Source organism: Fodinibius sp. GM108, from assembly GCF_058386985.1.
Genome location: NZ_JBYEIR010000008.1, coordinates 87,107 through 112,672 on the forward strand (window position 1 = coordinate 87,107; position 25,566 = coordinate 112,672).

Sequence of the window (25,566 nt, forward strand, 5' to 3'; positions counted from 1 at the left end):
AAACCACTAAAATTCATTTAAATATGGATTTTAGAGTAATATTAAACTTTTACTCTCCAAGTTTGTTTGGCTTATTTAGATGATCTTTTATTTAAACAAGTTCCGAAAAATAAATTCATCTTTTAGTGCGGCATTTACTTCATTTTATATTTGTATGTCTGGTTGCATTATGGATTATGCAACCCCAACAGGTACAAGCACAGATACAAGGTCAGGATCCGGATATAATGCCGCAGATTTGGTCTGTGAATATCGAGGGAAATAAAGAGTTTTCCGATATAGTTTTAAAGCGGCAGATTTCGGCCGAATCTCCAAGTTTTTTAGAAAAGCTAAAATTTTGGGACCGGGAAGGTTTCGAATTTAATGAAACGGAGATAAAGAAGGATGTCGTTCGTTTGCGTAATTTTTATAACCGGCGTGGATTTGTAAATGTAAAGGTTGATTATCAGGTGCGAGAGGGCAACAGGGAGTGGAAAAGAAGAGTGACTTTTAACATCGAAGAGAATATGCCGGTTCGCATCCGTACATTGAGTTTTGAATTTGAGGGAGACAGCAACAACATCGAAGAAGTATGGCAGAATCGAGCTTTCCAGAGAGCTCAAGAACGGCATGTCTATCAAGAAGGTAATCGCTACGAGAGGATCAAAGAGACCGAGGTTATTGGAAATTTTACTGATGTCTTTAAAAATCTGGGCTATGCCTATGCAAATGTAAATATTGATGCTTATGTAGATACTTCTCGGTTGGCAGCTAATGTTGATATAAAAAGTAGCCTGGGACCAAAAGCCTATATCGATAGTGTAAATGTGGTAGGGGCTGAAACGATATCAAAGGAATATATTTTACGTGAAGCCGGTATTGACCGTGGTGAACAGTATAGTCTGCAGAAGTTACAGGAGGCGCAGCAAGAGTTATTTAATCATCATTTATTCCGGTTTGCTACAATTAGTATTCCCGAACAACCGCAGGATAGTACCCTAACGTTACTGATGCGAATAAGAGAGAGAGAAAAGAGATCGGTTGAGATTCAGGGCGGTTTTGGTACCGAGGAAAAGCTGCGGGGCTCGGTAAGCTGGACAAATAGAAATGTAAATAATTACGGACATCGCTTTACAACAACCGGCCGGGCTTCGTTCATCGAACAATTTGTCAGCTTCGATTACCTGTTTCCCTATGTTTATAATACCAAAAGCAGTATTGCCATTCAGCCCTTTGGTCAACACTTGTTACAAGAAAATTTTGAGTTGTTACGAGCAGGAGTCACTAACAGCTTTATTTACCGTTATAATGAAAATTTCACCTCGTCGGCAGCCTACGAATACACTAAAAACCAAGAGCTTTCACGTCAATTTAATGCAAGCTTGCCCGATACGGCGCTCGAATATGATCTGTCCTCTTTTCGTTTTAGTGCATACTACGGGCAAGGTTACGGTCGCCAGCAAGAGGGATGGGTGATTCAGCCGTCGGCTGAAGCTTCAGGTGTGTTTGGATTGGCTACTTTTCGATTTCAAAAGTTGGCAGCTGATGTCCGACGGTTTACCCGACTCGGTAGCAGTACGATGCTGGCTAAGCGGGTGCAGGCAGGTGGTTTGTTTAATGCACCGACCGATTCGCTCCCCCATAACATTCGATTTTATCTGGGGGGTACTAACTCGGTTCGCGGATGGTACCGCCAGGATCTGGGTCCCAAAAGAGCCCGCACCGATAGTGATGGATTTAGAAGATATGTGCCACTGGGTGGCAGAGCTATGTTTTCTTTTAATCTTGAAATTCGACAGGATTTGAACTTTTTAATTGATGGTTTTGGAATGGCCGGTTTTTTGGATGGCGGACAAGTCTGGGAGACGTGGCGGGAGCTGGATGGGCGCCCGCTTCAGTTTGGAGTCGGTGGTGGCTTTCGATATCAATCGCCCCTAGGACCTGTAAGAATAGATATTGGTTATAAACTTAATCCTACTGAGGCAGACCTTAATAGGTACCGGGAACGTGATTTTGGGAGCGCCTGGGATCGAATTGGAATTCACTTTAGTATAGGTCAGGCATTTTAATGAATCAAAATTCACAACAACATAGCAAAGGTTGGCGGTGGCTCCGCGGAATAGGATGGACGCTGGCTGTTTTATTGTTGTTGATTCTATTGCTGCGATTATCATTGAAGACAGCTTTCGTTCAACATTGGGCGAAAAATTATCTTGTTTCTACAGCAAATAAGCAGCTGAATGCCACATTAGCGGTCGATCGATTATCTGGCGATTTGTGGAATGAAATAACGATTTCCGGGATTTCTCTCACTCAACAAGATACTACTGCTAAAATAGATTCGGTGCATGCCGCATACAACCTTTGGGCCCTTATCGACGGACAAATTGAAGTATCACAACTGGGAATTTATCAGCCACAGCTACAGCTTCGTCAAGAGGGGGAGCAATGGAATGTACAGCAAATTCTGCCGGAGACGGCCGAAGATACAAGTGAGGATGGGGTGGCTATGGACTTGGCTATTGATGATCTGCATCTTCGCGGTGGATATATTTCGGTGCAATCTGATAGTATTCCCAAAGAATCATTTTTTACCATAAACGAGTTGGGGATTTCCAGCAGCTTGGCCTTTGTTGATGAGGATTACGACCTCAATCTTCACGACTTATCTTTTCAACTTTATAATACGCAGCTGGACGATCCCGTTCGATTTGAAAGTTCGGGATCAGCTGATCAGAACCGGATTACGCTCGAAAGACTGGTGCTGGCCACGGGTAATTCTGTGCTCCAAACCTCAGGCTATGCCAACCCTACTGATTCTACGGTTCAAGTTGATTTTTCGGCAGATCCGGCCAGCTGGCAGGATATTGCCAGCTATGCCCGCGATTTTCCACTTCGTCAAAATGTGCAAGTAGATTTGGGACTGCGGGGGAATCCCGAACAGTTTACCATTACGCTGGCAATGCAGGCACCGGGACTTGATTCATTTGAGGCGGCCGGTGGTTTTCAATGGAAGTCAGGAGTGATATTACAACAGCTGAATCTTAGCGCCGACTATTTTGATGGTGAACAACTGCTGGCTGATACCACTTTACCTTCTCTGGCTGATTTTGATGCCGAATTTTCCGGTTATATAGATGTTGCGAATTATCAACAGGGGCAAGGCGATTGGAAATTTTCGGCCAGCGATATTTCACAGAAACCATATCGTTTGGATTTGTTAGCGGGTAGCGGATCTTTGAATGAGGAGTCGGCGACTATTGATGTGGAAGCTCACCGACAGGATCAACAAATAAAAACCAATATCCGGGCCGGCCAAATATGGTCGGATCTGCCGTCGGTGAAAGCCAATATATCCGGCTCTAATATTGATCCCGAGTATTGGATGCAGGATACTACTTTGGCAGGCAATATTTCATTTCAAGCAGAGATATCGGGCCACGGTTGGTATCCACAGGAATCTCCGTGGAAATATTCGTTAACAATGGATAATAGTCGTTTGATGGGGCAACGTATCGATGGTTTTACAGCAAAAGGCAGATTTAATAAAAAAGATGCCACCCTGGAGGCAAGGCTACCGATTGGACAAGGAATGATTGCGCTACGCGGTAATTTGCGGGATATGACAGGTAAAGCAGGCTACAATTATAATATCGAAACCCGGGGAATTGACTTGGGTCCACTTTTAAATCAGAATGATTTCTCTACTGCCCTGAATTCGAAAATTGAAGGTAACGGCCGCGGGTTTGATCCGGGAGCAATGCAAATTAATACTGAAATTTCAGTGGACTCTTCGCTGGTGAATGGAGAGCTTATCCGGAATTTGTCGGCTGATCTGTCAGTCAGAGATAGTATAGCTGTGGTTGAGGATGCACAGTTACAAAGTACGATGGCAGAAGGTTCATTTGATTTACGGTTCAACCTGCTCAATCGCTTTGATGCGAAAAATGAACTGGCACTTGATCTGTCGCTGAAGGATTTGAATGCACTGGCACCGTTGGCTGATGTTGAGCATCTACAGGCTGAGGGCAATATTTCAGGAAAATTAACGCCCGCGGAAGATGCCAATCTCCGTTTTGCGGGGAACATTAATCTATCGGATATTCAGTATGATGAACTTTTTGTGGCAGATCAAGCTCAAGGGTCACTGGATCTTCGCAACGGTCAAAATATTATTTATGCCGCCGATCTGGATTTAACAGCTCCATCGTTTTCGGGTGTTCAGCTTCAGGATCTTTCATTGGTAACCGAGGGGAGTCATAGTAATGGCAGAACTCGTGGTAGTTACGAATTTCAACTTTCAGGCTCCAATGAACAACGCATAGAACAAGAAGGCAGCTACGATATTACGGGTGATACGGTCGAGGTTCGTACTGTTGCTTTTAATTTTATTAGCGATTATCGAGCGCTTACTCTTGAAAGACCATTCGAACTACTGATCCAAAATGATACGCTCAGGATGGATACTATGCGCGTATCGTCCGGCGACGGTGCCTTTCTGGAAGTAGGAATACCACTGTTGACATCTAACGAACAGCGCGGATTTGTCGAGGGAGAAGCCTTAAATATGGAAGTAATACAAAGCAGTTTGCTGGGAGAATCATATTTCGAAGGGATGTTTTCGGGACGTTTCGATATCGTGCGCCAGGATACAGGCTTGAATGCTAGTGGACAGATATTGCTATCAGAGGTCTCTTTCGATGATACCGGGCTCGATTCAGTGATGATTTCCGGAAATGTAGACGACGAACGGCTGACAGGAACATTATCAGTTCGGACTGAGAGCCAAGAGCTTATGGCCGGTGAAGCTGACCTGCCGTTTAAGCTGGGAGATCCCGAAGAATTCCCTGACTCCTTCTTTGCCGATTCGGTGAAGGGTTCACTTCGGGTTCATGAAATCACTATTGAGCGTTTCCAAGCTCTTTTCGCTGAAGCAGGCATAGAAGAAACCAGTGGTATATTTTCATTCATTGGTACACTGGATGGGACAGCCGGAGATCCTCAATTTTCGGCGGACGCAACGCTTAAAAAAGCAGAACTGTCCGGGGTTGCTGTGGATTCTGTGACCGCCGGGATGGATTATAACCATGAAAATGCTGCCCTTCAGTTGAATGCTTCAGTAATGTCATTAAAACAAAAAGCTGCGGATATCAGTGCTCGCATACCACTCTTTATTGATATGAAGACGTTCCAGGTTGATTTGCCGCAGCAAAATGACAGTATTGCTGTTGATATAGAGACAAATGATTTTAATCTAAAAGCGCTTAATGATTTTGTGGATCGTTTTACCGTGCGTGAAGTTGCCGGGCGGCTAAATGGAACGGTTCATGTTACCGGAGCGATGGATGACCTCAAAACTGATGGACATCTGGAGCTTTCGGGGGGAGCTTTTCGGTTAATTCCTGCCGGAATTAGAATAGATAAAATCCGATCAACTGTTGATCTTGATCCCAACCAAATACGCCTTTCGAACTTCTCGGCCCGGAGCGGAAATGGTAATCTAAAGGCAAGCGGGGTAGTTGAGCTGGAGAAATTGGTTCCCGGTGATCTGAATATTAAGCTAAAAGCAGAGAATTTTCGAGCTGCCAATACGCAGCAATATAATGCAATTATTGATTTGGATGCCCGGGCTCAGGGAGAAGTAATGAGGCCCAAAGTTACGGGATCGCTTAACTTTATAAGTGGTTTTCTGACCTTGGATAATTTTGGCGAAAAATCGGTTGAAAGTGTTGATCTTGATACAGTTGAGAATGGGCCCGAGGTGAGCTTGTATGATTCGCTGGCACTGGAGATGGATGTGAATTTTGATCGGCGTTTTTATATTCGAAACCAGCGCTATCTGGAGATGGAGTTTGAACTAGCAGGGCAGTTGGACCTGGTCAAGGATTCAGGAGGTGAGCTAGAGCTTTTTGGTACGATGAATGCCCCTAGTGGTTATGCTCGTCCCTTTGGCAAAGAATTTGAGCTGGAAGAAGGAAGTGTGATGTTTAATGGTCCGCCGGCCAATCCGGCGTTGGCAATACGTACTCGATATGAACCTCCGCAGCCCGAAGAAGAAATTATTATTTGGTATGTCATTGAGGGAACTGTCGAGAATCCGCAATTCAAATATGAAAGCCAGCCGCCGATGGAGCTCGAAAATATTATCAGTTATACAATATTCGGTCAGCCATTTTATGCCCTGGATTCATGGCAGCAGGTAGTGGCTGGTTCGGGGGAAAGAACAACAGCAGCGGACGTAGCACTGGATGTGCTTTTAGACCGTGTGGAGACGTTGGCTACGCAAAAGCTCGGCATTGATGTCGTAAGAATTGATAACACACACGTCGGCGGAGAAACGGGTACGGCTATTACCACGGGCTGGTATATTAATCCTAAAGTATTTTTTGCCATACAGAATGTGCTTACCGGCTCGACCCCTGATACGGGATTTCTGCTGGAGTATATGTTACGCGAAAACTTAAAGCTGATAATTCAGCAGGGAGATGACATCCGACAGGGTATAGATCTAAAGTGGAATTATGAGTATTGAGTTTTTGGGTCGTATTGCGTATTTCGTATTGCGTATTTTATTACTAATTGGATTACGGGAGTTATGAAATTTAAAAATTGGGTTAAAAATGTTCCGGATGATATGACCGGTGATCCTCTGTGGAAAATGAAAGTGTATCGATATGCTTTGTTTCTTGTGGATATTGCATGGGAGGACGTGAACCATTTATCGAAGAATAAGCTGTTGCTTTCATCATGTGATCAACTTTATAGGTCCGCGGGATCAGTAAGTTCAAATATTTCTGAGGGATATTCCAGGAGATCAAAATTGGATCAAGCTCGTTTTTATGAGTATGCTATGGGATCCGCACGAGAATGCAGAGGATGGTATTATAGTGTAAGACATTCCTTATCGGATGAGCTTTTTGGATCCAGACTTGCGTTATTAACTGAAATAATTAAAATGCTGTTACGTGTCATTCCCAAAACGAGAGGCTCCAAAATTAAAGAACCGGATCTAACGTACAAAATTCCAGGAGATTTGGATGAGTTTGATTTTCCATTATCAAGTATTTAACCAAAATACGCAATACGAAATACGTAAAAAATAAGATTTAGTGATGTATAACGAACAAGATCAGGAATTAGCAAAGAAAATTTTAGAATTCAGCTGTGAGCTGGAAACGGGACAAAATGTGATGCTGCAGCTGGTAGGACTGAACGGCATCGGTTTGTTGCGGGCCTTGGTAGCACATGCGCGGGCCATGGACGTTAATCCCTTTATACAGATCGAAGACACTGAAATCCGCCGCATGCTTGTGGAGAACGGGGATGAGGAATTCTGGAAAAATCAGACCGAAGTAGATCAGTTGCCCTTGATGAAGCAGATGGATGCTTTTGTGGGCGTTCGGGCAGCGCTCAATATTTATGAGCATGCCGATGTCAGCAAGGAAGCCAACAAAGCCTACGCCGATTATTTTGTGGATCCGGTGCATTATAAAGAGCGCGTCAACAATACCAACTGGGTGGTACTTCGGTATCCGTCGGAGGCGTTTGCCATGAACGCAAAGATGCCTACGCAGCGTTTCCGTGAATTCTATTATAAAGCTTGTCTGCTGGATTATTCTGAGCTGGCTGAAGCTATGCAGCCGTTGCAGGATCGCCTTGAAAAGACGGATATGATTCGCCTGGAAGGTGAAGGCACTGACATCCAATTTTCTGTCAAGGACCAGACGTGGATCCCCTGCTTTGGCAAGCGAAATATCCCCGATGGTGAGTTGTTTTCGTCACCGATCCTGGATTCCGTAAACGGACATATTTCGTATGCTCCCAGTGTGTATCAGGGAAAGCCTTTTGAATACGTGAAGCTGGAGGTTAAAGATGGTGAAGTAGTTGATTTTGATTCATCCAATAATGAGGCGCTGGAAGAGATTTTAGATACGGATGAGGGGGCGCGTCGGTTCGGAGAGTTCAGCTTTGGTCTTAATCCCGTTATCGAAGAGCCGATGTACGATATCCTGTTTGATGAGAAGATCTACGGATCAAATCACCTGACGCTCGGCAACGATTATGAAATTGCAACCAATGGCAACGAGAGTAATATTCACTGGGATCTTGTTTGCATCGGCGCGGATGTGTATCTGGATGGAGAAAAAGTCCGCGAGGGACGCAAGTTTGTGGCTGATGATTTAAAGGGATTGAATCCTGAGAATCTTTTATACTAATCAGTTGGTTCTAATTATTAGAAGCAGAGCTTCCAAACAGACATCCTGAAGCGGGATCTTCGGGATGAGATGTTGTGGTTTATTTTCATATCCGCAAGCTCCACCACCAATCTCATTCCCAAGCTCTGCCTGGGAATGAAGCATCTCCAAGCTCCTGCTTGAGAGTAGTGAGATAGTTTGGAGTTCCTGATAAAAATTTTTCAATTCTTATCAAAGAATTGTAATAGAATTAGGACATGAATTCGGCTTCATCTCGTATAACATTTGTTAGTTGCTGTATGTTGGCATTTTTGCTGATGCCAGTGAGAGTCAGTGCTCAACAGTATAGTAATAGCTCAGCCTGGACCGGAGATTCCACAAAAATTAAAACAGAGTATCTTAACATCGATTTTAAGACTACGAAAGAACTGAAGTCGATCGAAAATGCCAGCCAAACACCAAAGGGTATTGAGACATCTGACACTGCTCAACAGGCTGTTCTCCTTTCTGAGGAGATAACGGTTCCGGTAGACAGTATTGCTCCGTTTTTAGCAATCGGCAGCCGGTGGATACAACGTAAATCCACAAAAAAGCCTGAAGATATTCAGTTTCAAATTAGATCTTCGGCGGATCGCGAGCAGTGGTCGGAATGGATGTCTGTTAAGAGAGATGAGCATCTGACGACACACCAGGATACGGTGGTGGGAGCGCTGCAGTATCTGTCTGAGATGACAAAGTTTATACAGTTTAAAGTAGTGCTGACCGAGTCGGTTACCTTGGAATTGTTACAACTCTCATTTACAAGTCCCGGAGTCACCCCATCGAAAAAACTCCAGGAGTTAAAAGAAAAAGCTGCCCAATATCCTGACCGCCAAAAGTCAGTAGCCGGAGATTATCCAATGCCCGAGTACGAAACGCGAACCGACTGGGACTGTCCGGACGGTCAAGAGCCGAGCGGGTCGGTGTCACTAACTGATGTGACTCATCAGATCGTTCACCACACAGCGGGAACCAATAGTTCATCAGACTGGCCGGCCGTGGTTCGAAGTATCTGGGATTATCATGTAAATACGAATGGTTGGAGCGATATCGGTTATAACTGGCTTGTTGATCCTAATGGCATTATTTATCAGGGACGAGGATGGATCAACGGCAATGACGAAGTGCAGGGGGCTCATTTCTGTGGTAAAAATTCGAATACGATGGGTGTTGCTCTGCTGGGAAATTTTGAGGAAACTACTTCCTCTCCGGATGCCTTAAGCAATCTCGAGGAGTTGCTGGCATGGAAATCCGACGAAAAAAATATTGACCCTGTTATCCGGGATTTTCATTCGTCGAGCGGATTGAATCTATACACTATTAGTGGACATCGTGACGGGTGCAGCACACTTTGTCCGGGTGAAAATTTATATGTACAGCTTGCCCAAGTCCGAGAAAATGTAAAGACAAAAATTGGTGATATTGATGAAGTAGAAGCGGAGGTTGCCCAGTTGAACAATTATCCAAATCCATTTTCGGAATCAACAACAATCAACTTTGGCATAGAGAAACCTGGCAATGTACGTATTACAATATGGGATATAACTGGCAGAATGGTTTTCGAAGTTACAAATCAATTCTATGAAGCCGACAGCCATTTCGAAACCTGGAATGCATCCGACTTTGCATCGGGTATATACCTTTGCCGATTAGAATTTGAAGATCAATCGATAGTACAAAAAATGATTTTGTTGAAATGAGCGTTAACTTCTGATAATCAGTAAATTCAGACAATATTTTTCAGCTAAAATAGTTCAATCACAGCCATGACATCACGAGATATAAACCGATCTTGAAGTCTCTTTCTGATCCCATTCGTTGGAACATCTTACAGCTGTTTGGCATAGTTAAGACAATAGGGTTTTTTAAAAAATAGCAAATTTAGGGAGGATACTTACATGAATGATGAGATTCGCAACAGAAGCTGGTCCCAAACTGCACTTGGTCCTGTAGAGCAGTGGCCGCATAGCTTGCGCGTAGCAATAAATATTTGTTTGGCTTCACAAGCCCCTTCCTGTATTTGTTGGGGAGAGGAGCTTGTATTTGTTTGTAATGATGCGTGGAGAAATTTGTTCAGAGAGAACTATTCTATTCCTTTGGGGCAACCGGCACGAGAAGTATTGAAAGATGATTGGGAATTATTTTATTCCCCGATCAAGCAGGTTTTTGCTGAAGAAGAAATGACGAAAGTTGATAAACAGCCCCTTTCTTTTTCCGGTGAAATAAAGCGACAATTTGATTTTACGTTTAGTCCTATTCCTGATGAAAATAATAAGGTAGGTGGGGTATTTATAACCAGCACTGAATCTTCAGAGCTAAGCCAGATTGTTGAAGAGCTTCGCAAGAGTGAAGAAAAATACCGCACGTTATTTGAATCGATGGATGAGGGGTATTGTATCATAGAACTCCTGTTTGATGAAAATAGTAACACGGACGATTTTCGTTATTTGGAGGTGAATGCATCTTTTGAGGAACATACTGGCGTGAAGAATGTAGAGGGGAAAAAAGCGAGCGAGGTTTTACCTGAACTGGAAGATGAATGGTTCGATACCTATGGTAAAGTTGTTACGACAGGGGAGTCAGTGCGTTTTGAGAGATATTCTGAAGGGATGGAGCGCTGGTTTGATGTGTATGCATTTCAAATCGGAGATCCCCGGGAACATAAAGTTGCTGTTCTTTTTAATGATATCACCGATCGTAAGCAGGCTAATATTGAACGTGAACAACTGCTTAAAGAAATAAAAGCAGAGAAAGAGAAGCTCAGTAACATATTTAAACAAGCTCCTTCTTTTATGTGTATTCTGGAGGGACCAGATCATGTTTTTAAACGAGCCAATGACCTTTATCGCCGACTGGTAGGTGATCGAGAGATCATTGGCAAACCTGCGAGGGAAGCTATTCCTGAATCTGTAGAACAGGGATTTATCGATTTGCTGGATGATGTTTATGAGACGGGTGAACCGTATCGTGGTCAGGGGGTGGAAGTTGTTTTGCATAAAGATGGAGGAGGTCCTGAAAAGCATTACCTGGATTTCGTGTATCAGCCGCTTCGCGATCCCGATGGAGAAATTACAGGTATTTTTGTACAAGGGATTGATTTAACGGAGCGTCAGCATGCCAAAGAACAGCTTGAAGAGATAAATGAAACACTGGAAGAACGAGTGGAGCAGCGAACGAAGAAGTTGCGATCTTACCAAAAGCAGCTCCAGTCTTTAGCATCAAGGTTGAACAAGGCCGAAGAAATGGAACGTCAGCGTTTGGCCTCGGAACTGCATGATAAACTGGGACAAATGCTTACTGTTGCTAAGATGCAGGTTGATGCTTTGGAGTTTACCCACTTCCCGGATTCTACTCCTTCTGACGTTAAAGAGCTAAAAAAGGTAATCAGTGATGCTCTTGACTATAATCAGAATCTGATGTCGGAATTAAAACCACCGCCTGCTCTTGATAAGGAAGATGTCACTGAAGTATTGTACTGGACGATACAAAAGATGGAAAAGCAGGGACTCGATATTGTGGTAAAAGATGATGGCAGTCCAAAGCCTGTTGAAAAAGAAATACGTACAATTCTCCACCAGTCGGTACGGGAGTTGCTTTTGAATGTAGCCAAACACGCTGATACTAACAGTGCACGAGTGGAATTGAAGCGTATTAATGATCAGGTACAGGTTACCGTAGGAGATAAGGGTAGTGGTTTCGAAATGAAGGAAAATAGGCCTCAACCTACTAAAGAGGGTGGCTTTGGTCTGTTTAATATCCAGGAGCGAATGGATTGGCATGGGGGTGATTTTGAAATCAATTCGGAACCGGGAGTGGGAACAACTGCTACACTGCTGGCTCCTCTGAAAACCAAGGACCAATCAAATATACCGGTCGTTAATGATGAAGAAGAGTTCGCGATTTCATCTGGAAAAGAATATAAAGTAGAACTGGACCGGGAAATCAAGGTTATGCTGGTTGATGATCATGATATGGTACGACGCGGACTTCGCCAATTGATTGAGAAGGAGGATGATCTGATGATTCTGGCAGAAGCGTCTGACGGTCAGGAGGCAGTAAATTTAGCCCGAAATATGAAGCCAGATATTATTGTTATGGATGTAAATATGCCTGTGATGGATGGTATTGATGCCACACAAAAAATAAAAGCTGATATGCCGGATGTACGAATCATTGGTCTTTCACTTCATGACAGCCAGGAAGTTATAAAAGATATGCAAAGTGCCGGGGCTTCTGCTTATCTGACAAAAAATGAAGCTTTTGAAACGTTATGTGCCACCATTCGCAAAGAAATGGCAACTGCGAAAAAAAGTAAGTAGGACCGCCAGTTCTTTCTGAGCTCGTTTTGGGTTTCTCCTTCATGTCTCATTCCAAAGCTCCAGCCTTGGGAATGCACATACCCCACAAAATTACTAACGCGGGAACTGATTCCCGCGCTAATGACTTTTCATGAGCTCCCCTGTGAACACTATGCATAAAGAACTCTCCTTGAAAAGAAAAAAGCCGCGCACCAGAGGTACGCGACCAGATTTTTGGGTAGAGATACGTAACCAGATCGGTTATTAGTCATTGAGTTGTGCTATCAGGTAAAAAATGAACCGCAGAACAAGGAATATCGATTGATGAATTAAAATAGATCAAAATTCGATGTTCCCTGTTCGCTGTTCTGCAGTTCGTTAGCCTGCCCAGGCTTCGGCATCGTCATACACTTCGGCAAATTCGATACTTTCGCCGTCTTTACTAATCGTTGCTTCAAAATGAATTTCAGCTTCCTCCTCACGCTTGATCAGCTCGGTAGCCAGCTTATCGATAATCTTTGTCTGGATAAGCCGCTTTAACGGACGAGCACCATACACGGGATCGTATCCGCGATCGGCCAGCCAGTCTTTAACGTTATCCGAGATAGAAAGTGTGATATCCTTTTTCTCGAGCATCTTATGGACTCGTTGCAGCTGAATATCCACAATTTCGCGGATGTGTTCTTTCTCCAGCGGATGAAATACAATCACATCGTCGACGCGGTTTAAGAACTCGGGACGAATCTGTTTTTTAAGCTGATCCATCAGCTGATCTTGCAGCTTGTTGTAGACTTCATCCGTAAATTCGCCTCCGGTCTCTTCAATTTTTTCAGAGATCAGATGCGAACCGATATTGCTGGTCATGATGATGATTGTATTCGTAAAATCGACTGTAACACCTTTATTATCGGTCAGCCGACCTTCATCAAGTACCTGAAGCAACATATTAAACACATCGGCATGAGCTTTTTCGATCTCATCCAAAAGAATTACCGAATACGGCTTACGTCGTACAGCTTCTGTCAGTTGACCACCTTCGTCATATCCGACATATCCCGGAGGCGCACCAACAAGCCGGCTGACGCTGTGGCGCTCCATGTATTCACTCATATCGATACGCACCATAGCGTCTTCGTCATTAAAGAGGAAATCGGCCAGTGAGCGAGCAAGTTCCGTTTTACCCACGCCCGTTGATCCGAGGAAAAAGAATGAGCCAATCGGACGCTGGGCATCTTGTAGTCCGGCGCGTGAACGTCGTACAGCATTCGATACTGTTTCAACAGCGGGATCTTGTCCTACCACGCGCTTATGCAGTTCTTCTTCAAGATGTACCAGTTTCTCACGTTCACTTTGCAGCATCTTGCGTACCGGAATACCCGTCCAGCGAGAGACGATATCGGCAATATCTTCATACTCTACTTCCTCTTTGAGCATGGCGCGGTCAGCCTGTATTTCTTCCAGCTTTTCCTGGGTTTCCTCCAAATCTTTTTCCAGCTGATTAATAGTGCCATATCGCAATTCGGCTACTTTCTCATATCGACCTTCGCGCTCTGCTTTTTCAGCTTCATTACGGGCTGTCTCAATAGCTTGTTTGAGATCGCGCGTTTTCTTGATAAGGTCGCGCTCGTTATCCCACTGGTTGCGCATGCTTTTGCGCGTTTCTTCGAGATCTGCGAGCTCCTTTTCAATATTCTGGATTTTTTCCTCATTTTGATCTCTTTTGAGCCCTTCGCGCTCAATCTCGAGTTGACGAATTTGTCGCTCAATCTGATCCAGCTCTTCAGGCATGGAGTCGATCTCCAGTCGCAGTCGTGAAGCTGCCTCATCAATCAGGTCGATAGCCTTATCCGGCAAAAACCGATCGCTGATATAACGATGTGATAGCTCGGCCGCTGCAACCAAGGCGTCGTCTCGTATTTTAACGCCGTGGTGAAGTTCATATCGCTCTTGCAATCCCCGCAGAATCGAAATGGTATCTTCAACTGAAGGCTCATTGATCAGCACCTTCTGCATGCGTCGTTCCAGAGCGCGGTCTTTCTCGATATGCTTCCGATATTCATCCAGCGTAGTAGCGCCAATAGCATGCAGCTCACCGCGAGCCAGTGACGGCTTAAGGATGTTGGCGGCGTCCATAGCGCCTTCAGTAGCACCGGCGCCGACGAGGGTGTGAATCTCATCAATAAACAGAATGATTTCTCCTTCGGAGTCCTGAACCTCGTTGACAATAGCTTTAAGCCGTTCCTCAAATTCTCCGCGGAATTTCGTGCCGGCCATCAGCGCACCCATATCGAGCGCCACAATGCGTTTTGTCTTCAGGCTTTCGGGCACGTCGCCCTTGTTAATACGCAGAGCAAGCCCCTCGGCAATAGCTGTCTTACCAACGCCGGCCTCACCGATAAGAACCGGATTGTTTTTGGTACGGCGCGAAAGAATCTGCATTACACGACGAATTTCCTGGTCGCGTCCGATTACCGGATCAAGCTTGTTCTTTTCGGCCTGTTCATTCAGATCGCGTCCATATTTTTTAAGCGCATTGTAGCGGCTTTCCGCATTGGGATCATCAACCTTTTGTGAGCCCCGGACATCCTCAAGCACTTTCAGAATATCGTCTTTTTTAACCCCTTGTTGTTTCAGCAGGCTGCCAGCCTCACCTTTCGAGTCCAGCATACCGATAAGCACATGTTCCGAGCTGATATATTCATCGCCCAGCTTGTCGGCTGATTTTTGAGCATTGTCGAAAACCTCTTTTGAATCATTAGACAAATATTGCCCAGAAACCGATGCTCCCTTTACTGTCGGCAGTTTATTGATACGCTGCTCGAGCTCCGATTTCAGTTGCGGAAGCCGAACGCCCAGTTTATTTAAAATAGTGTTGATGACGTTATCGGTATCCGACAGAAAAGCCATAAGCAGGTGAGTGGGACTCACCGCTTGATGATTGTTATTGGAGGCTAATTCTACTGCTGCTTGAACAGCCTCCTGAGCTTTAAGTGTTAGTTTATCCAAGTTCATAACAGATCATATTGCTTTGTGAGAAATTTCTTTTTGTTATTTCAATAGTATTGTTGCCAATTTCATACCTAACCATAAAATATGTCTAAATTTCAGTATTACAGACTGATTAAACTGACGCTTTTCGGGGCAAACTGCAATATTGGTAGGTAAACTGTCAATTCTCGGCAGGAGGGAGTCTCTTTGGCAGGTTGGTGTCAGGATGCGTTAACTAAATTTACAGGATATATACGGTCAGGATTAAAAGTGAGAGTACATTTTTCTTGACTATGCAGGAAACTAGGCTTTCTTTTCGTTCCTTTTTTGCTTATCCAAAAAGGGCACAGAACAACGAGACCTATAACGGCAAGCATGACAAAGCTGTTTCTTCCGCCTTTTGGCTTGACCCAAAAGGCTCGTAAAAGGTCAAGGCTGACGAAAACTATCCCATCAGGTTCCGCCGGTGGTTCGGAAAATAATTTATACTTGATCCGTTAACTCACGGATCATCGGACAGGAAATTATTTTAAGCCTCACCACCGTCTCCACCTAGCCAGATGGTCTACTTTTCTAAGGCCGGGGAAATCCCTGTTCTTGTTTATTTCAATCTTGTTAATCTTCACTACAAACTAGATGCATTATTCGGTGTAGATTTTACGGTTTTTTAGCCGGCCTTAGAATTGTGTGCTGAAGCCAAAAGGATGCGGTTGTGGATTTTGTACCGGTAATAGACGAATACATGTTACCAGAAGGAAAAGGACCATTAAAATTCACGCATCCTACAGGCAGAAGCTAAGTACACAATTCATCAGCCCGTCCTGTGGAATGCTACAAAGTAGCCCTCCGATAAATCGGAGGATTCCACGGAGGACCTTGATTTTTTAGTCCCTTTTGGATCAAGCCAAAAGGGACAACAGAGATCGTCTATTAGTTCTATTTTCAAATAGAATAATAAGATTAAAGACGTTATTATTTTCGTTTCCAAGCTCCAGCTTGGGAATGGCTGTCATACCCAAAATACGTTACGAAGCAGTAGCTTCGTAACGTGTGAGGTGTTAGTTTTACTTCGATTAACTCTGTGCTCTCTGCGGTTCTATGTGGTATATATTATTATTACTTGAATTTGAAGATCTAATTTTATGTTTTGCTAATAAATTGAACCAGAGTAAAAAGCTATGAAAGAGACAACGTTATCAGATGTAACCATTGAGCTAAAACGAGGAGATATTGCCAACCAGGAAGATGTTGATGCCGTAGTCAATGCGGCCAATGCAGAACTGCGTACCGGCGGTGGTGTGGCTGGTGCTATTCATAAAGCGGCAGGGCCCGAACTGACAGAGGAGACGCGGCCGATGGCGCCGATAAAGCCCGGCGAAGCCGTTATTTCGGGCGGACATAACCTGCCAAATAAATACATTATTCATTGCCTGGGTCCGGTTTATGGCAGGGATGAGCCCGCAGACGAATTACTTGCCAACTGTTATTCAAATGCGCTGCAGCTGGCCGAAGAACATCAAATCGAGCGTATCGCTTTCCCATCGATATCAACGGGGGCATTCGGTTATCCGATGGAAGATGCGGCACGCGTGGCTTTTGAAACGATAAGAGAAAGAGCCGACGAACTGACATCAGTAAAGCTTATACGTTTTGTACTCTGGGGCGAAGATGCGATGGCCGCTCACGAAAAAGTGATGAAAGAAGTTTATGGGAATAACGAATAATGACAAGGAATTATGAATGTCAAAATGGGCACATCATCATTCTAAATTCACCATTCGTACTCTGCGGTTCCCAAGGTCAGCTGCCGTAAATCTCATTTAATACCCCTGCCAGACGAATCCCGCCTTTAAGCAGTTGACGATCCAGCAGATCACGATTTTTATACTGATAGCGATAACCGAGCTGATGATCATCCGGCAAATCATAGACTTGATCGCGCAGTGCCATCGCTTCATAGGCCCAGTCGAGTACTCCTGAGTCTTGCCATTCAGCTATTTGCTCATCAGTCGGATGATTAATCGCATCCGAAAATTCAGTATAGCTCAGTTTGGTATCATCAATCATTTCACTGTCCCACACGCGGTGTAGATTGGATGGCTCATAAAACCATTCCACTTCTGTCTGATTGCCGCCGCGATCTTTACCTGTGCCTACATGCAGCGGCTGATGGATATCCCCAATCAAATGAATAAGCATTTTCAGTTTCTCTTCCTCCTCTTCGGCCGAAAGGCTGCCGCTCTTCAGCTCATTAATAAACGTTCGGATCGCATTGATCAGATCACCATTGGGATTTTTCTCCGTTTCTTCATAGGTCATTCCATCGGGAATTGTCACCCAGTGCCAATCGTGTGTATGATCATAATCAGGATCCGATCGAATCTCATCCATCCATGTACTGGCAATAGCTGTTGAAGTCGGACCCAGCACGCGATCTACTGCTTTACGGGCTTCTGGCGTCAGATGCTCCGCTGCGATCTCACCCACCACACGATGGCCTGTTTTCCCCCAGAGTTGTTCGTTTTGTAAATCTTCGACAGGGAATATAAGCAGTGCTGCAATCAGGAGGATAAAATACATAGCCATTTCAATTATATTGATGATTTTGTGCGGAGAAGAATATCACTACTTTTTAATAGAAACGTAAATAGTTTTTGCACTTTTAACATCGGTTCATGGATATGTACGAGCTGCTGGATATCGGTTTTATCATCTTTCATACCGTACTTATCCTGTTTAATCTTTTTGGCTGGATCTGGCAATCAACCCGTCCGTGGAATTTGGCCACTCTTTTGCTAACAGCGTTTTCATGGGTTTTCCTGGGGATATGGTACGGATTTGGCTATTGTCCTTGTACCGATTGGCACTGGCAGGTACGCCGCGAGTTGGGCTATATCGATATGCCCAACTCCTACATCAAATTTTTAATTGAGCTGTTCACCGGATTTGATGTTAACGCTGCTCTTGTTGATACAGCAACGGTCGTGCTGTTTTTCCTGGCGCTGATGGCATCGCTCTACGTCAACTATCGGGATTACACTTATCGAAAGACTCATTAATGCAGTAAATAGCCTCACTGGTTCTGCACACTCTGACGCGTGAGACAGCCTCTGAAAGAACAAACATGCCTGCCTATCTCGTCCAGACGCTCTATTTCAAGATATAAAATAAAAAGGTCAGAGCGGGCGCTCCGGCCGTTTAGAATCTGGGAAATTATTTATTAGCCAACTGCTTAAACAGCTTTTTTTCTTCTTGGGAGAGTTTCTCCGGCACCTGGACCAGAATACGTACAAACAGATCTCCTTTTTTGGATGGATTTCGGAATTCTGGCATACCCATGCCGCTGAGACGGAAAAGTTTGCCGCTTGAAGTTCCGGCCGGAATGTTAAGTTTAGCTTTTCCACTTAAGGTTTTAACTACCGTTTCTCCACCCAATACAGCGGTATACAGATCGATGGGATGATCGTAATAGATGTTATTGTCTTTTCGCTCATACCCTTCGGGCATATCGACCCGGACTGTCAAATACAGATCTCCGCGGGCGCCGCCACGTGTGTGAGATCCGCCTTTCCCTTTCAGCTTTAGTCGCTGTCCATCTTTGATTCCGGCAGGAATTTTAACTTTCATCTTTTCACCGGCTACACGAACTGTTCTTGAAGTACCGTTATAGGCCTCTTCCAGAGAGATGGTAACTTCTGCTTTAATGTTTCGTTTTACCTCATCCTGTTTTCGGGCGTTGCTTTGATACCTGCGACCCTGCGTTCGCTGTTGCTGGGCTTGTTCAAATGGACTTCCGCCCCCTCCGAAGATGGCTTCAAAGAAGCTGGAGAATCCACCGCCCCTACCGCCACCGCTTTCACGCCGGCTGCGGGCACCGCCTCCTCCAAACAGGTCATCTAAATCAAATTGATAGCTTTGTTGACCGCTGAAGCCGCCGCGGCCGCCTCCCTGGTTTTGACGGGCATAGTCGGACCAGTTAAAACCATCCGCCGTACCGCCGGCACGTTGGTATTTTTTCCAGTCTTTACCCACTTTGTCATATAGTTCTCGTTTTTCGGGGTCACTCAGAACCTCATATGCTTCTCCGACCTCTTTAAACTTATCCTCGGCCGACGGATCGTCGGGATTTTTATCAGGATGATATTTAGCCGCTTTTTTACGATACGCCTTTTTAATTTCATCCTGAGAGGCGTTTTTGCTGACACCGAGTATGTCGTAATAGTTCTTGTATTCCATAAAAGTTTTTAACTACTACAGTTAATTCTTTGCTATCTAACAAAAAAGCAAATAAAGTGCCACGTGAAAAAAGCTAACGTTTTGTCAAAGATTTCATCAAATTTCGTCAGCTTGTCATAAAAAAAGCCCTCCTTTAGCCGGAGGGCTTTTTAATTAGGACTGTGTCTTTGAAATTAGAGTTCAAAGGCGATCAGCTGACTTGTATTATTAGTCAGAACACGAAGCAATATAACATCCTCATTTTGTTCAATTGCACTATTTACCATCTCTTCGAAATCTCTGGCATCAGAGATCGGTTGACGATTTACTTCAGTGATTACATATCCCCGACGAAGTCCCTGGCGAAAAGCTTCGCTTTGTTGTGAAATATCTGTTACAACAACACCTTCTTGATTTCGATCAAGTTCCAGCTTTTGTGCAATTTCAGGAGTTAGATTTTGGATACTAAAACCTAACTGCTTTTCCATACTTGGTTCTTGCTGAGGCTGCTGGGTATCCATTGCTAAATCATCCGGCAGCTCACCAAGTGTAACGGTAATTTCCATCTCTTCTCCGTCTCGAATTACGCCAAGTTCAACCTCGGTTCCGGGAGATGAAGTGGCAATTTCTGTGCGGAACAAACTCCAATTTTTAACAGGTTTCCCATTCACACTGTGGATGACATCGTCTTCTTGAAGACCTGCTTTATCAGCCGGTCCGCCATCTTCGACACTCCCTACAATTACACCATGTGTTTTGTCGAGTCCCAGCGCACGAGCCATTGTATTATCAACTTGTCCACCATCAGTAATACCTAAATAACCGCGAACAACGCGTCCACTTTCAATAATTGATTTCATCACGCGCTTGGCGATATCAGCCGGTACAGCGAAACCGATCCCTTCGTTACCGCCGGAGCGAGATGCGATAGCCGTGTTAACACCGATGAGCTCACCATCCATATTGATAAGTGGACCACCGGAATTACCCGGATTAATAGCGGCATCGGTTTGAATAAAGTTTTCGTATCCGCCGCTGCGTTCCAGGATACCAATTGTTCGATCTTTGGCAGAAATAATGCCCATAGAAACAGAGTGGGCCAATCCGGTTCTGAGCGGACTACCGATGGCCAATACCATTTCTCCGACTCGGGCATTTTCACTGTTGCCCAGCTTTATAACATTCAGATTATCGGAATTGACCTTTAATACAGCAATGTCAGTGAGGGGATCGGTGCCGACTACTTCAGCATCTAATCTTCGGTCGTTATATAACTGTACTTCTACCTCATCGGCGTCTTCTATCACATGATTATTGGTAAGGATGTATCCATCCTCTGATACTATAACGCCGGAACCTTGTCCCTGACGCTGAAATTCCTGAGGTTCTTGACCCCGCGGATCCCGAAAGAAACGAGAAAGGGGATTAGGTTGCGTTTCAATAGTTTTTGTAACTGTAACGGTTACAACAGCCGGTTTGGTTTTTTCAGCAATATCTACAATTGCATCATTAAGTTCCGCAATAGTACGTGACGGAGCCTCATCGGCTTGTTTAGTAGTTTTACTCTCCGCTTCTTCGATTTCAACTGTATTGGAAGAAGAGAAATCAGGAAGCGAAAATATTGATGCTTGATTGGGCTGAATATCTACGGTATAAAAGCCAACAAGTAAGACCGCAACGAGTACCCATAGCAAATAAGACGAGCGAACTTTTTCCATGATAAGATTCGATTTAAGTCACTGGTTATTTGTTTAATTCCTGACGTTCAATAAACAGTTGCTAAAGGTTGATTATTGTGTGCAAATAATTATAAAAAGAAGAAGCGGAAGCTCTTTTTCACGAGAGCTTCCGCAAATTATTGGGGAAAACCAGCAGATGTTAGCTAATCTCAATTTGCTTCTTTACTTTATCTTCGCTCTTGTCGATAGAGATGTTAAGCAATCCGTTTTCGTATGTTGCGGATATACTTTCTTCATCCACATTATCGGGCAGTTGGAAAGAGCGTTCAAAAGAGCCGTAGCTGCTTTCCACACGGTGATATTTCTTGCCTTTGTCTTCTTTTTCAAAGCTGCGTTCACCGCTGATAGAAAGTCGGCCGTTTTCCAGGCTGATATCAATATTATCTTTATCCATACCTGGCAGTTCTGCGGAAATCAGAAACTGATCTTCAGTTTCTGAAACGTCGATACTGGGAACGAATGTGTTACGACGAGTTTTAACAGCATCGTTAAAAAATTCGTCCATGATATCGGAAAAACGCTTTGACATAAGATCACTCTCGGGTCGATTATATCGTGTTAAAGCCATAATAAGTACCTCACAATGGTTTTTGGTTAAAAATCGTGTTTCAAACAAACTCACTTTTATATGAGCAACACGTATGCCAAGACCTTTTATAAGGTATAGTTCTGACAATCAGCCAATGTGGTATGCGCTTTTTTCAGGATGGGATTAACCGAGCTCAAAAATGTCATTGCCTCTTTCGTCAAAGCGTCATATAACTGTATTTGTGGCAGTTAGTTGGCAGGTGATAGTAACTTTACTGCCTACTGCAACTGTATTCAGCCTACTGTTAATTATAGCTTTGATTCCACTCTTTAGCGATAAGAAACGCCAGTTCAAGGCTCTGCTGGTAGTTGAGGCGCGGATCACAATAAGTCTCATAATTCTTGTGCAGTTGTCCTTCGTGTAATCCGTTAGCTCCGCCTACACATTCGGTAACATTATCGCCGGTCAACTCTAAATGAACGCCTCCAAGATAGCTACCCAGATCTCTGTGGATAGCAAACGTTTTACGTATCTCAGAGATAATATCATCAAAATTTCGGGTTTTGACCTCGCTTTCGGTTTTAAAAGTATTGCCGTGCATAGGGTCGCAGTTCCACACTACGGGCATGCCCTCATGTTTTATTCTTCGGATAAGATCGGGAAGTCCCTGTTCCACTTCATCTTTTCCGAATCGGGTGATAAGCATAATCTTGCCATGTTCATGGGTAGGATTCAGACGCTCGATAAGTTTAATCGTATGGTCCAGATCATAGCCGGGACCAATTTTAATGCCGATTGGATTACGGATGCCGCGCAGATATTCCACGTGGGCACCCTCGAGGTCGCGGGTGCGATTTCCGAGCCACACGAGATGAGCACTGAGGTTGTACCAGCCGTCACGACGCGGTACGCGCTGTGTAAGTGCAGAGTCGTAATGGAGATTCAATCCTTCATGAGAAGTATAAACATTGATCTTCTGAAGCGTATTAAACTGATTGGGCGTAATCGTCTCCATAAAATTTACGGCCTTCTGGATAGAATTCACCATGGCCTCATATTCATGATAGTACTCATTTTCCTTCATGAAGTCGAGCTCCCAGTATTCGGGATGATGCAGATCCGCGAACCCTTCATTAGAAAGAGCTCGCAAGAAATTAAGCGTGGATGCCGCCTTGTGATAGCCTGTAAGCAGTCGCTCGGGATCGGGCGTACGATCCTCAAGCGTGGGATTAATGCTGTTAATCAGATCTCCGCGATAATTCGGAATCTTTTCACCATCCACTATTTCGTAATCTCGTGAGCGTGGTTTGGCGTACTGACCAGCAATACGTCCCACCCGAACTACCGAGGTCTCCATTTCATGAATCAGGATGAAGCTCATCTGAAGCAATACCTTCAGCAGGTTTACGATCTTTGGAGAATTGCAATCCGCAAAACTTTCAGCACAGTCGCCGCCCTGCAATAAAAATGCTTTGCCGGCACTGACATCCGCCAGTTTTTCTTTTAGAGCGTTAACCTCCCATGAGGTGGTAAGCGGGGGATTGCTCCGCAGCTGCTGATAAACCTGTTCCAGTTGTTCCTCATCGGGATAGGTAGGTAGTTGTTTTACCGGATATTTTTTCCACGATCGTGGAGACCAGTCGTTAGGATTTGCGACTTCAGGAGGCACGGTTTTCTTTGAGTACATTTGAGTAGTTTCTGCTTACGTTCTTATAAACCCCTAAGGATAGCGAAATATAAGGATAGGAGCAATGCTGGAATTTCTCGCAAGTTGGGAAATGAATTTATAATAAAGTAACGGCTAGCTTAAGGGTTCCAAAACAAAGACACCCTCTTTATTAATATATCCGTATTTGCCTCCCAGTTGGACCATCGCCATACCGTCCTGGAAATTCCAGGCGTTATCATAAATAGGGTCAGAAATCATATTTCCCTGTTCGTCGATAAAGCCATACTTGCCGTTAATAGCAACCCGTGCAACTCCCTCCTGGAAGTCAAAAGCCTGGTCAAATTTTGGCTCCACAATAAATTGTCCCCGCCGGTTTATGTATCCGTATTTCTTTTCTTCAAGATTTTCTTCGTTTTCAGGCATAGCCACAACCGCTTTACCTTCAGAAAAAGGTTCTGCCTCTAAAAATTGGGAAGAGATAATGACGGCTCCGTTTTCATTAATATACCCCCACTGCTGAAAATTAAGCTGGACAGGGGCCAAGCCTTCAGAAAATGATTTTGCCTCTGCATATTGGGGTTCTATGACAATTTCACCATTGCGATCGATATATCCCCATTCGTTATGTTCGGATGTTTGAACGAGCGCAAGGCTGTCGCTGAAGTTTTTGGCAGATTGGAACCGAGGTTCGATTTCATACTTTCCATCCCTGTTTATGAATCCCCAGTCGCTGTGTCTGTGATCCTGAACAGCAGCTAGTCCTTCGCTGAATCCGAAAGCCTCATAAAATTGGGGTTCGATCTTGAATTCGCCTGATCTGTTAATAAAACCGTACTCTCCATTAATATTGACGAGCGCCAGACCATCCTGAAACGGACCCGCACTATCAAATTGCGGCTCAATTTCGATTTCTCCATCCTGGTTGATATATCCTATCGATCCCAAAAAATTGACGGCTGCCAATCCCTCTGAAAACTCATAGGGCCACGCACGGCTGTTTATAAACTTGAATTTCGCCGGGATTTTTGTGTTTAGATTATTATTTATGAACCCCACCTGATCATCTTCCACATAGGGGTATAATTTTTCCTCGGATGAAAAGTCAGTAGTTTTACATGAGACCAGAATTAGACATATACATATAATAGATATTAGAATCTCTTTTGGTGCTGTTGGAGACATGATATAGTTCTGATTTTAGTTATAGAAATTCACTTTCTTTAAACGGTGCAGGGACGAGGTTGTTCCTCTGGTGCTATACTTTATACGAATCAGACGGAACGGATTTTCCTTCCTCTGTTAAACTTTTGTAAACGATTGCTATAGCCATTGTAGTGATCGGATATGTCAGGATAATCCCGACCCCGAACAGTAATATACCCGCCAGGTTAAGGGCAATGACTACTGCACCTAGTAAAAAGAGTTCCAAGGTGAGGTTTTGTGACAAATAATAACTCTTTTGCAGAGCGGTAAAGGAAGAAACGTCCTCTTCAAGGATGAAATAGGGATAAAATTGAAATCGAATGGCAATAAAAATCCCGGGAATAACCAACAGCAGTAAACCTATGACAGTAGCAATACCGTATAAAAAGCTTGCTACAAAATAGCTGAGAAAGGGACGAAAATTATTGAACATGTCTGCTGTTTCAACATGTTCATCCTGCACCAATAAAAGCATGATCTTTATAAAGCCCAGACTTAAGAAGAGCTGAACCAGCGTTATCAAAAAAGAAATAAGCTGTGCCTGGGTATTTGGTTCTTCCGGAACTCGTGCCATAAAATATATTTGTGGCAAGATTGCAAGCACAAAGAAGGTGAGCATTGCTCCGATAACAAACGAAGCATACTTTTTAAACTGATGGAAACTGAATTTGAAAAGAGGAACTAAATCAATTGAGTTTTGAGCCATGCAAAA

General features: G+C 44.1%; 17 protein-coding genes. 8 read left to right on the top strand and 9 right to left on the bottom strand.

The window, feature by feature from the left end:
• The first annotated feature begins 176 nt into the window (after positions 1 to 176).
• On the top strand, positions 177 to 2,048 hold the full coding sequence (locus ACT3ID_RS15180; protein ID WP_491542901.1) for a BamA/OMP85 family outer membrane protein: 1,872 nt from the start codon (positions 177 to 179) through the stop codon (positions 2,046 to 2,048).
• A complete protein-coding gene (locus ACT3ID_RS15185) occupies positions 2,048 to 6,511 on the top strand; it encodes a translocation/assembly module TamB domain-containing protein (RefSeq protein ID WP_491542902.1) in 4,464 nt (1,487 codons plus the stop codon). Before ACT3ID_RS15180 ends, ACT3ID_RS15185 begins: the two co-directional genes overlap by 1 nt.
• Before the next feature lie 82 nt (positions 6,512 to 6,593).
• On the opposite strand, the gene ACT3ID_RS15190 is transcribed toward ACT3ID_RS15185, so the two are convergent.
• Positions 6,594 to 6,728, bottom strand: a complete 135-nt coding sequence (locus tag ACT3ID_RS15190; protein WP_491542990.1) for a hypothetical protein — start codon at positions 6,726 to 6,728, stop codon at positions 6,594 to 6,596.
• On the opposite strand from ACT3ID_RS15190, the gene ACT3ID_RS15195 reads away from it, so the two are divergent.
• The 4 genes from ACT3ID_RS15195 (at position 6,689) to ACT3ID_RS15210 (ending at position 12,532) form a co-directional block, all read left to right on the top strand.
• Positions 6,689 to 7,048 (top strand): four helix bundle protein, encoded by a 360-nt coding sequence (locus tag ACT3ID_RS15195; protein ID WP_491542989.1) that lies wholly within the window; start codon positions 6,689 to 6,691, stop codon positions 7,046 to 7,048. The two genes, ACT3ID_RS15190 and ACT3ID_RS15195, sit on opposite strands and share 40 nt — an antisense overlap.
• A gap of 43 nt (positions 7,049 to 7,091) precedes the next feature.
• A complete protein-coding gene (locus ACT3ID_RS15200; RefSeq protein ID WP_491542903.1) occupies positions 7,092 to 8,195 on the top strand; it encodes an aminopeptidase in 1,104 nt (367 codons plus the stop codon).
• 236 nt (positions 8,196 to 8,431) lie between these two features.
• Positions 8,432 to 9,913, top strand: a complete 1,482-nt coding sequence (locus ACT3ID_RS15205) for an N-acetylmuramoyl-L-alanine amidase (protein WP_491542904.1) — start codon at positions 8,432 to 8,434, stop codon at positions 9,911 to 9,913.
• A gap of 198 nt (positions 9,914 to 10,111) precedes the next feature.
• On the top strand, positions 10,112 to 12,532 hold the full coding sequence (locus tag ACT3ID_RS15210) for a response regulator (RefSeq protein WP_491542905.1): 2,421 nt from the start codon (positions 10,112 to 10,114) through the stop codon (positions 12,530 to 12,532).
• A 357-nt stretch (positions 12,533 to 12,889) separates the two neighbouring features.
• Here the strand turns inward: ACT3ID_RS15210 and clpB are convergent, their stop codons facing one another.
• Positions 12,890 to 15,523, bottom strand: coding sequence for an ATP-dependent chaperone ClpB (gene clpB, locus ACT3ID_RS15215; RefSeq protein WP_491542906.1), 2,634 nt, complete (start codon positions 15,521 to 15,523; stop codon positions 12,890 to 12,892).
• Positions 15,524 to 16,677: 1,154 nt separating this feature from the next.
• Between clpB and ACT3ID_RS15220 the strand changes: the two genes are divergently transcribed.
• A complete protein-coding gene (locus tag ACT3ID_RS15220) occupies positions 16,678 to 17,223 on the top strand; it encodes a macro domain-containing protein (RefSeq protein ID WP_491542907.1) in 546 nt (181 codons plus the stop codon).
• Positions 17,224 to 17,299: 76 nt separating this feature from the next.
• Here the strand turns inward: ACT3ID_RS15220 and ACT3ID_RS15225 are convergent, their stop codons facing one another.
• Positions 17,300 to 18,079, bottom strand: coding sequence for a S1/P1 nuclease (locus tag ACT3ID_RS15225; RefSeq protein ID WP_491542908.1), 780 nt, complete (start codon positions 18,077 to 18,079; stop codon positions 17,300 to 17,302).
• A gap of 95 nt (positions 18,080 to 18,174) precedes the next feature.
• Here ACT3ID_RS15225 and ACT3ID_RS15230 point away from each other — a divergent pair, with 95 nt between their 5' ends.
• Positions 18,175 to 18,558 (top strand): DUF2784 domain-containing protein, encoded by a 384-nt coding sequence (locus ACT3ID_RS15230; RefSeq protein ID WP_491542909.1) that lies wholly within the window; start codon positions 18,175 to 18,177, stop codon positions 18,556 to 18,558.
• A gap of 154 nt (positions 18,559 to 18,712) precedes the next feature.
• Here the strand turns inward: ACT3ID_RS15230 and ACT3ID_RS15235 are convergent, their stop codons facing one another.
• The 6 genes from ACT3ID_RS15235 to ACT3ID_RS15260 all read right to left on the bottom strand — a co-directional run bounded on the left by ACT3ID_RS15235 (position 18,713) and on the right by ACT3ID_RS15260 (position 25,560).
• Positions 18,713 to 19,735: a DnaJ C-terminal domain-containing protein gene (locus tag ACT3ID_RS15235; protein WP_491542910.1), complete on the bottom strand. Its 1,023-nt coding sequence runs from the start codon at positions 19,733 to 19,735 to the stop codon at positions 18,713 to 18,715.
• Between the two features lie 173 nt (positions 19,736 to 19,908).
• On the bottom strand, positions 19,909 to 21,432 hold the full coding sequence (locus ACT3ID_RS15240) for a Do family serine endopeptidase (RefSeq protein ID WP_491542911.1): 1,524 nt from the start codon (positions 21,430 to 21,432) through the stop codon (positions 19,909 to 19,911).
• A 160-nt stretch (positions 21,433 to 21,592) separates the two neighbouring features.
• Positions 21,593 to 22,021: an Hsp20/alpha crystallin family protein gene (locus tag ACT3ID_RS15245; RefSeq protein WP_491542912.1), complete on the bottom strand. Its 429-nt coding sequence runs from the start codon at positions 22,019 to 22,021 to the stop codon at positions 21,593 to 21,595.
• A 265-nt stretch (positions 22,022 to 22,286) separates the two neighbouring features.
• The gene (locus ACT3ID_RS15250) at positions 22,287 to 23,669 is read right to left on the bottom strand and encodes a class II 3-deoxy-7-phosphoheptulonate synthase (RefSeq protein ID WP_491542913.1); all 1,383 of its coding nucleotides are present in this window, start codon (positions 23,667 to 23,669) and stop codon (positions 22,287 to 22,289) included.
• Positions 23,670 to 23,783: 114 nt separating this feature from the next.
• Positions 23,784 to 24,722, bottom strand: coding sequence for a WG repeat-containing protein (locus ACT3ID_RS15255; RefSeq protein WP_491542914.1), 939 nt, complete (start codon positions 24,720 to 24,722; stop codon positions 23,784 to 23,786).
• A 184-nt stretch (positions 24,723 to 24,906) separates the two neighbouring features.
• A complete protein-coding gene (locus ACT3ID_RS15260; RefSeq protein WP_491542915.1) occupies positions 24,907 to 25,560 on the bottom strand; it encodes a hypothetical protein in 654 nt (217 codons plus the stop codon).
• Positions 25,561 to 25,566 lie beyond the last annotated feature (6 nt).

What these genes read in the sequence shown, in the direction of transcription:
- ACT3ID_RS15230 (WP_491542909.1), top strand. Translation starts at nt 18,175, where the DNA reads ATGGATATGTACGAGCTGCTGGATATCGGTTTTATCATCTTTCATACC.
- ACT3ID_RS15205 (WP_491542904.1), top strand. Translation starts at nt 8,432, where the DNA reads ATGAATTCGGCTTCATCTCGTATAACATTTGTTAGTTGCTGTATGTTG.
- ACT3ID_RS15210 (WP_491542905.1), top strand. Translation starts at nt 10,112, where the DNA reads ATGAATGATGAGATTCGCAACAGAAGCTGGTCCCAAACTGCACTTGGT.
- ACT3ID_RS15185 (WP_491542902.1), top strand. Translation starts at nt 2,048, where the DNA reads ATGAATCAAAATTCACAACAACATAGCAAAGGTTGGCGGTGGCTCCGC.
- ACT3ID_RS15200 (WP_491542903.1), top strand. Translation starts at nt 7,092, where the DNA reads ATGTATAACGAACAAGATCAGGAATTAGCAAAGAAAATTTTAGAATTC.
- ACT3ID_RS15180 (WP_491542901.1), top strand. Translation starts at nt 177, where the DNA reads ATGCAACCCCAACAGGTACAAGCACAGATACAAGGTCAGGATCCGGAT.
- ACT3ID_RS15250 (WP_491542913.1), bottom strand. Translation starts at nt 23,669, where the DNA reads ATGTACTCAAAGAAAACCGTGCCTCCTGAAGTCGCAAATCCTAACGAC.
- ACT3ID_RS15220 (WP_491542907.1), top strand. Translation starts at nt 16,678, where the DNA reads ATGAAAGAGACAACGTTATCAGATGTAACCATTGAGCTAAAACGAGGA.
- ACT3ID_RS15260 (WP_491542915.1), bottom strand. Translation starts at nt 25,560, where the DNA reads ATGGCTCAAAACTCAATTGATTTAGTTCCTCTTTTCAAATTCAGTTTC.
- ACT3ID_RS15190 (WP_491542990.1), bottom strand. Translation starts at nt 6,728, where the DNA reads ATGATGAAAGCAACAGCTTATTCTTCGATAAATGGTTCACGTCCTCCC.
- clpB (WP_491542906.1), bottom strand. Translation starts at nt 15,523, where the DNA reads ATGAACTTGGATAAACTAACACTTAAAGCTCAGGAGGCTGTTCAAGCA.
- ACT3ID_RS15245 (WP_491542912.1), bottom strand. Translation starts at nt 22,021, where the DNA reads ATGGCTTTAACACGATATAATCGACCCGAGAGTGATCTTATGTCAAAG.
- ACT3ID_RS15235 (WP_491542910.1), bottom strand. Translation starts at nt 19,735, where the DNA reads ATGGAATACAAGAACTATTACGACATACTCGGTGTCAGCAAAAACGCC.
- ACT3ID_RS15225 (WP_491542908.1), bottom strand. Translation starts at nt 18,079, where the DNA reads ATGTATTTTATCCTCCTGATTGCAGCACTGCTTATATTCCCTGTCGAA.
- ACT3ID_RS15240 (WP_491542911.1), bottom strand. Translation starts at nt 21,432, where the DNA reads ATGGAAAAAGTTCGCTCGTCTTATTTGCTATGGGTACTCGTTGCGGTC.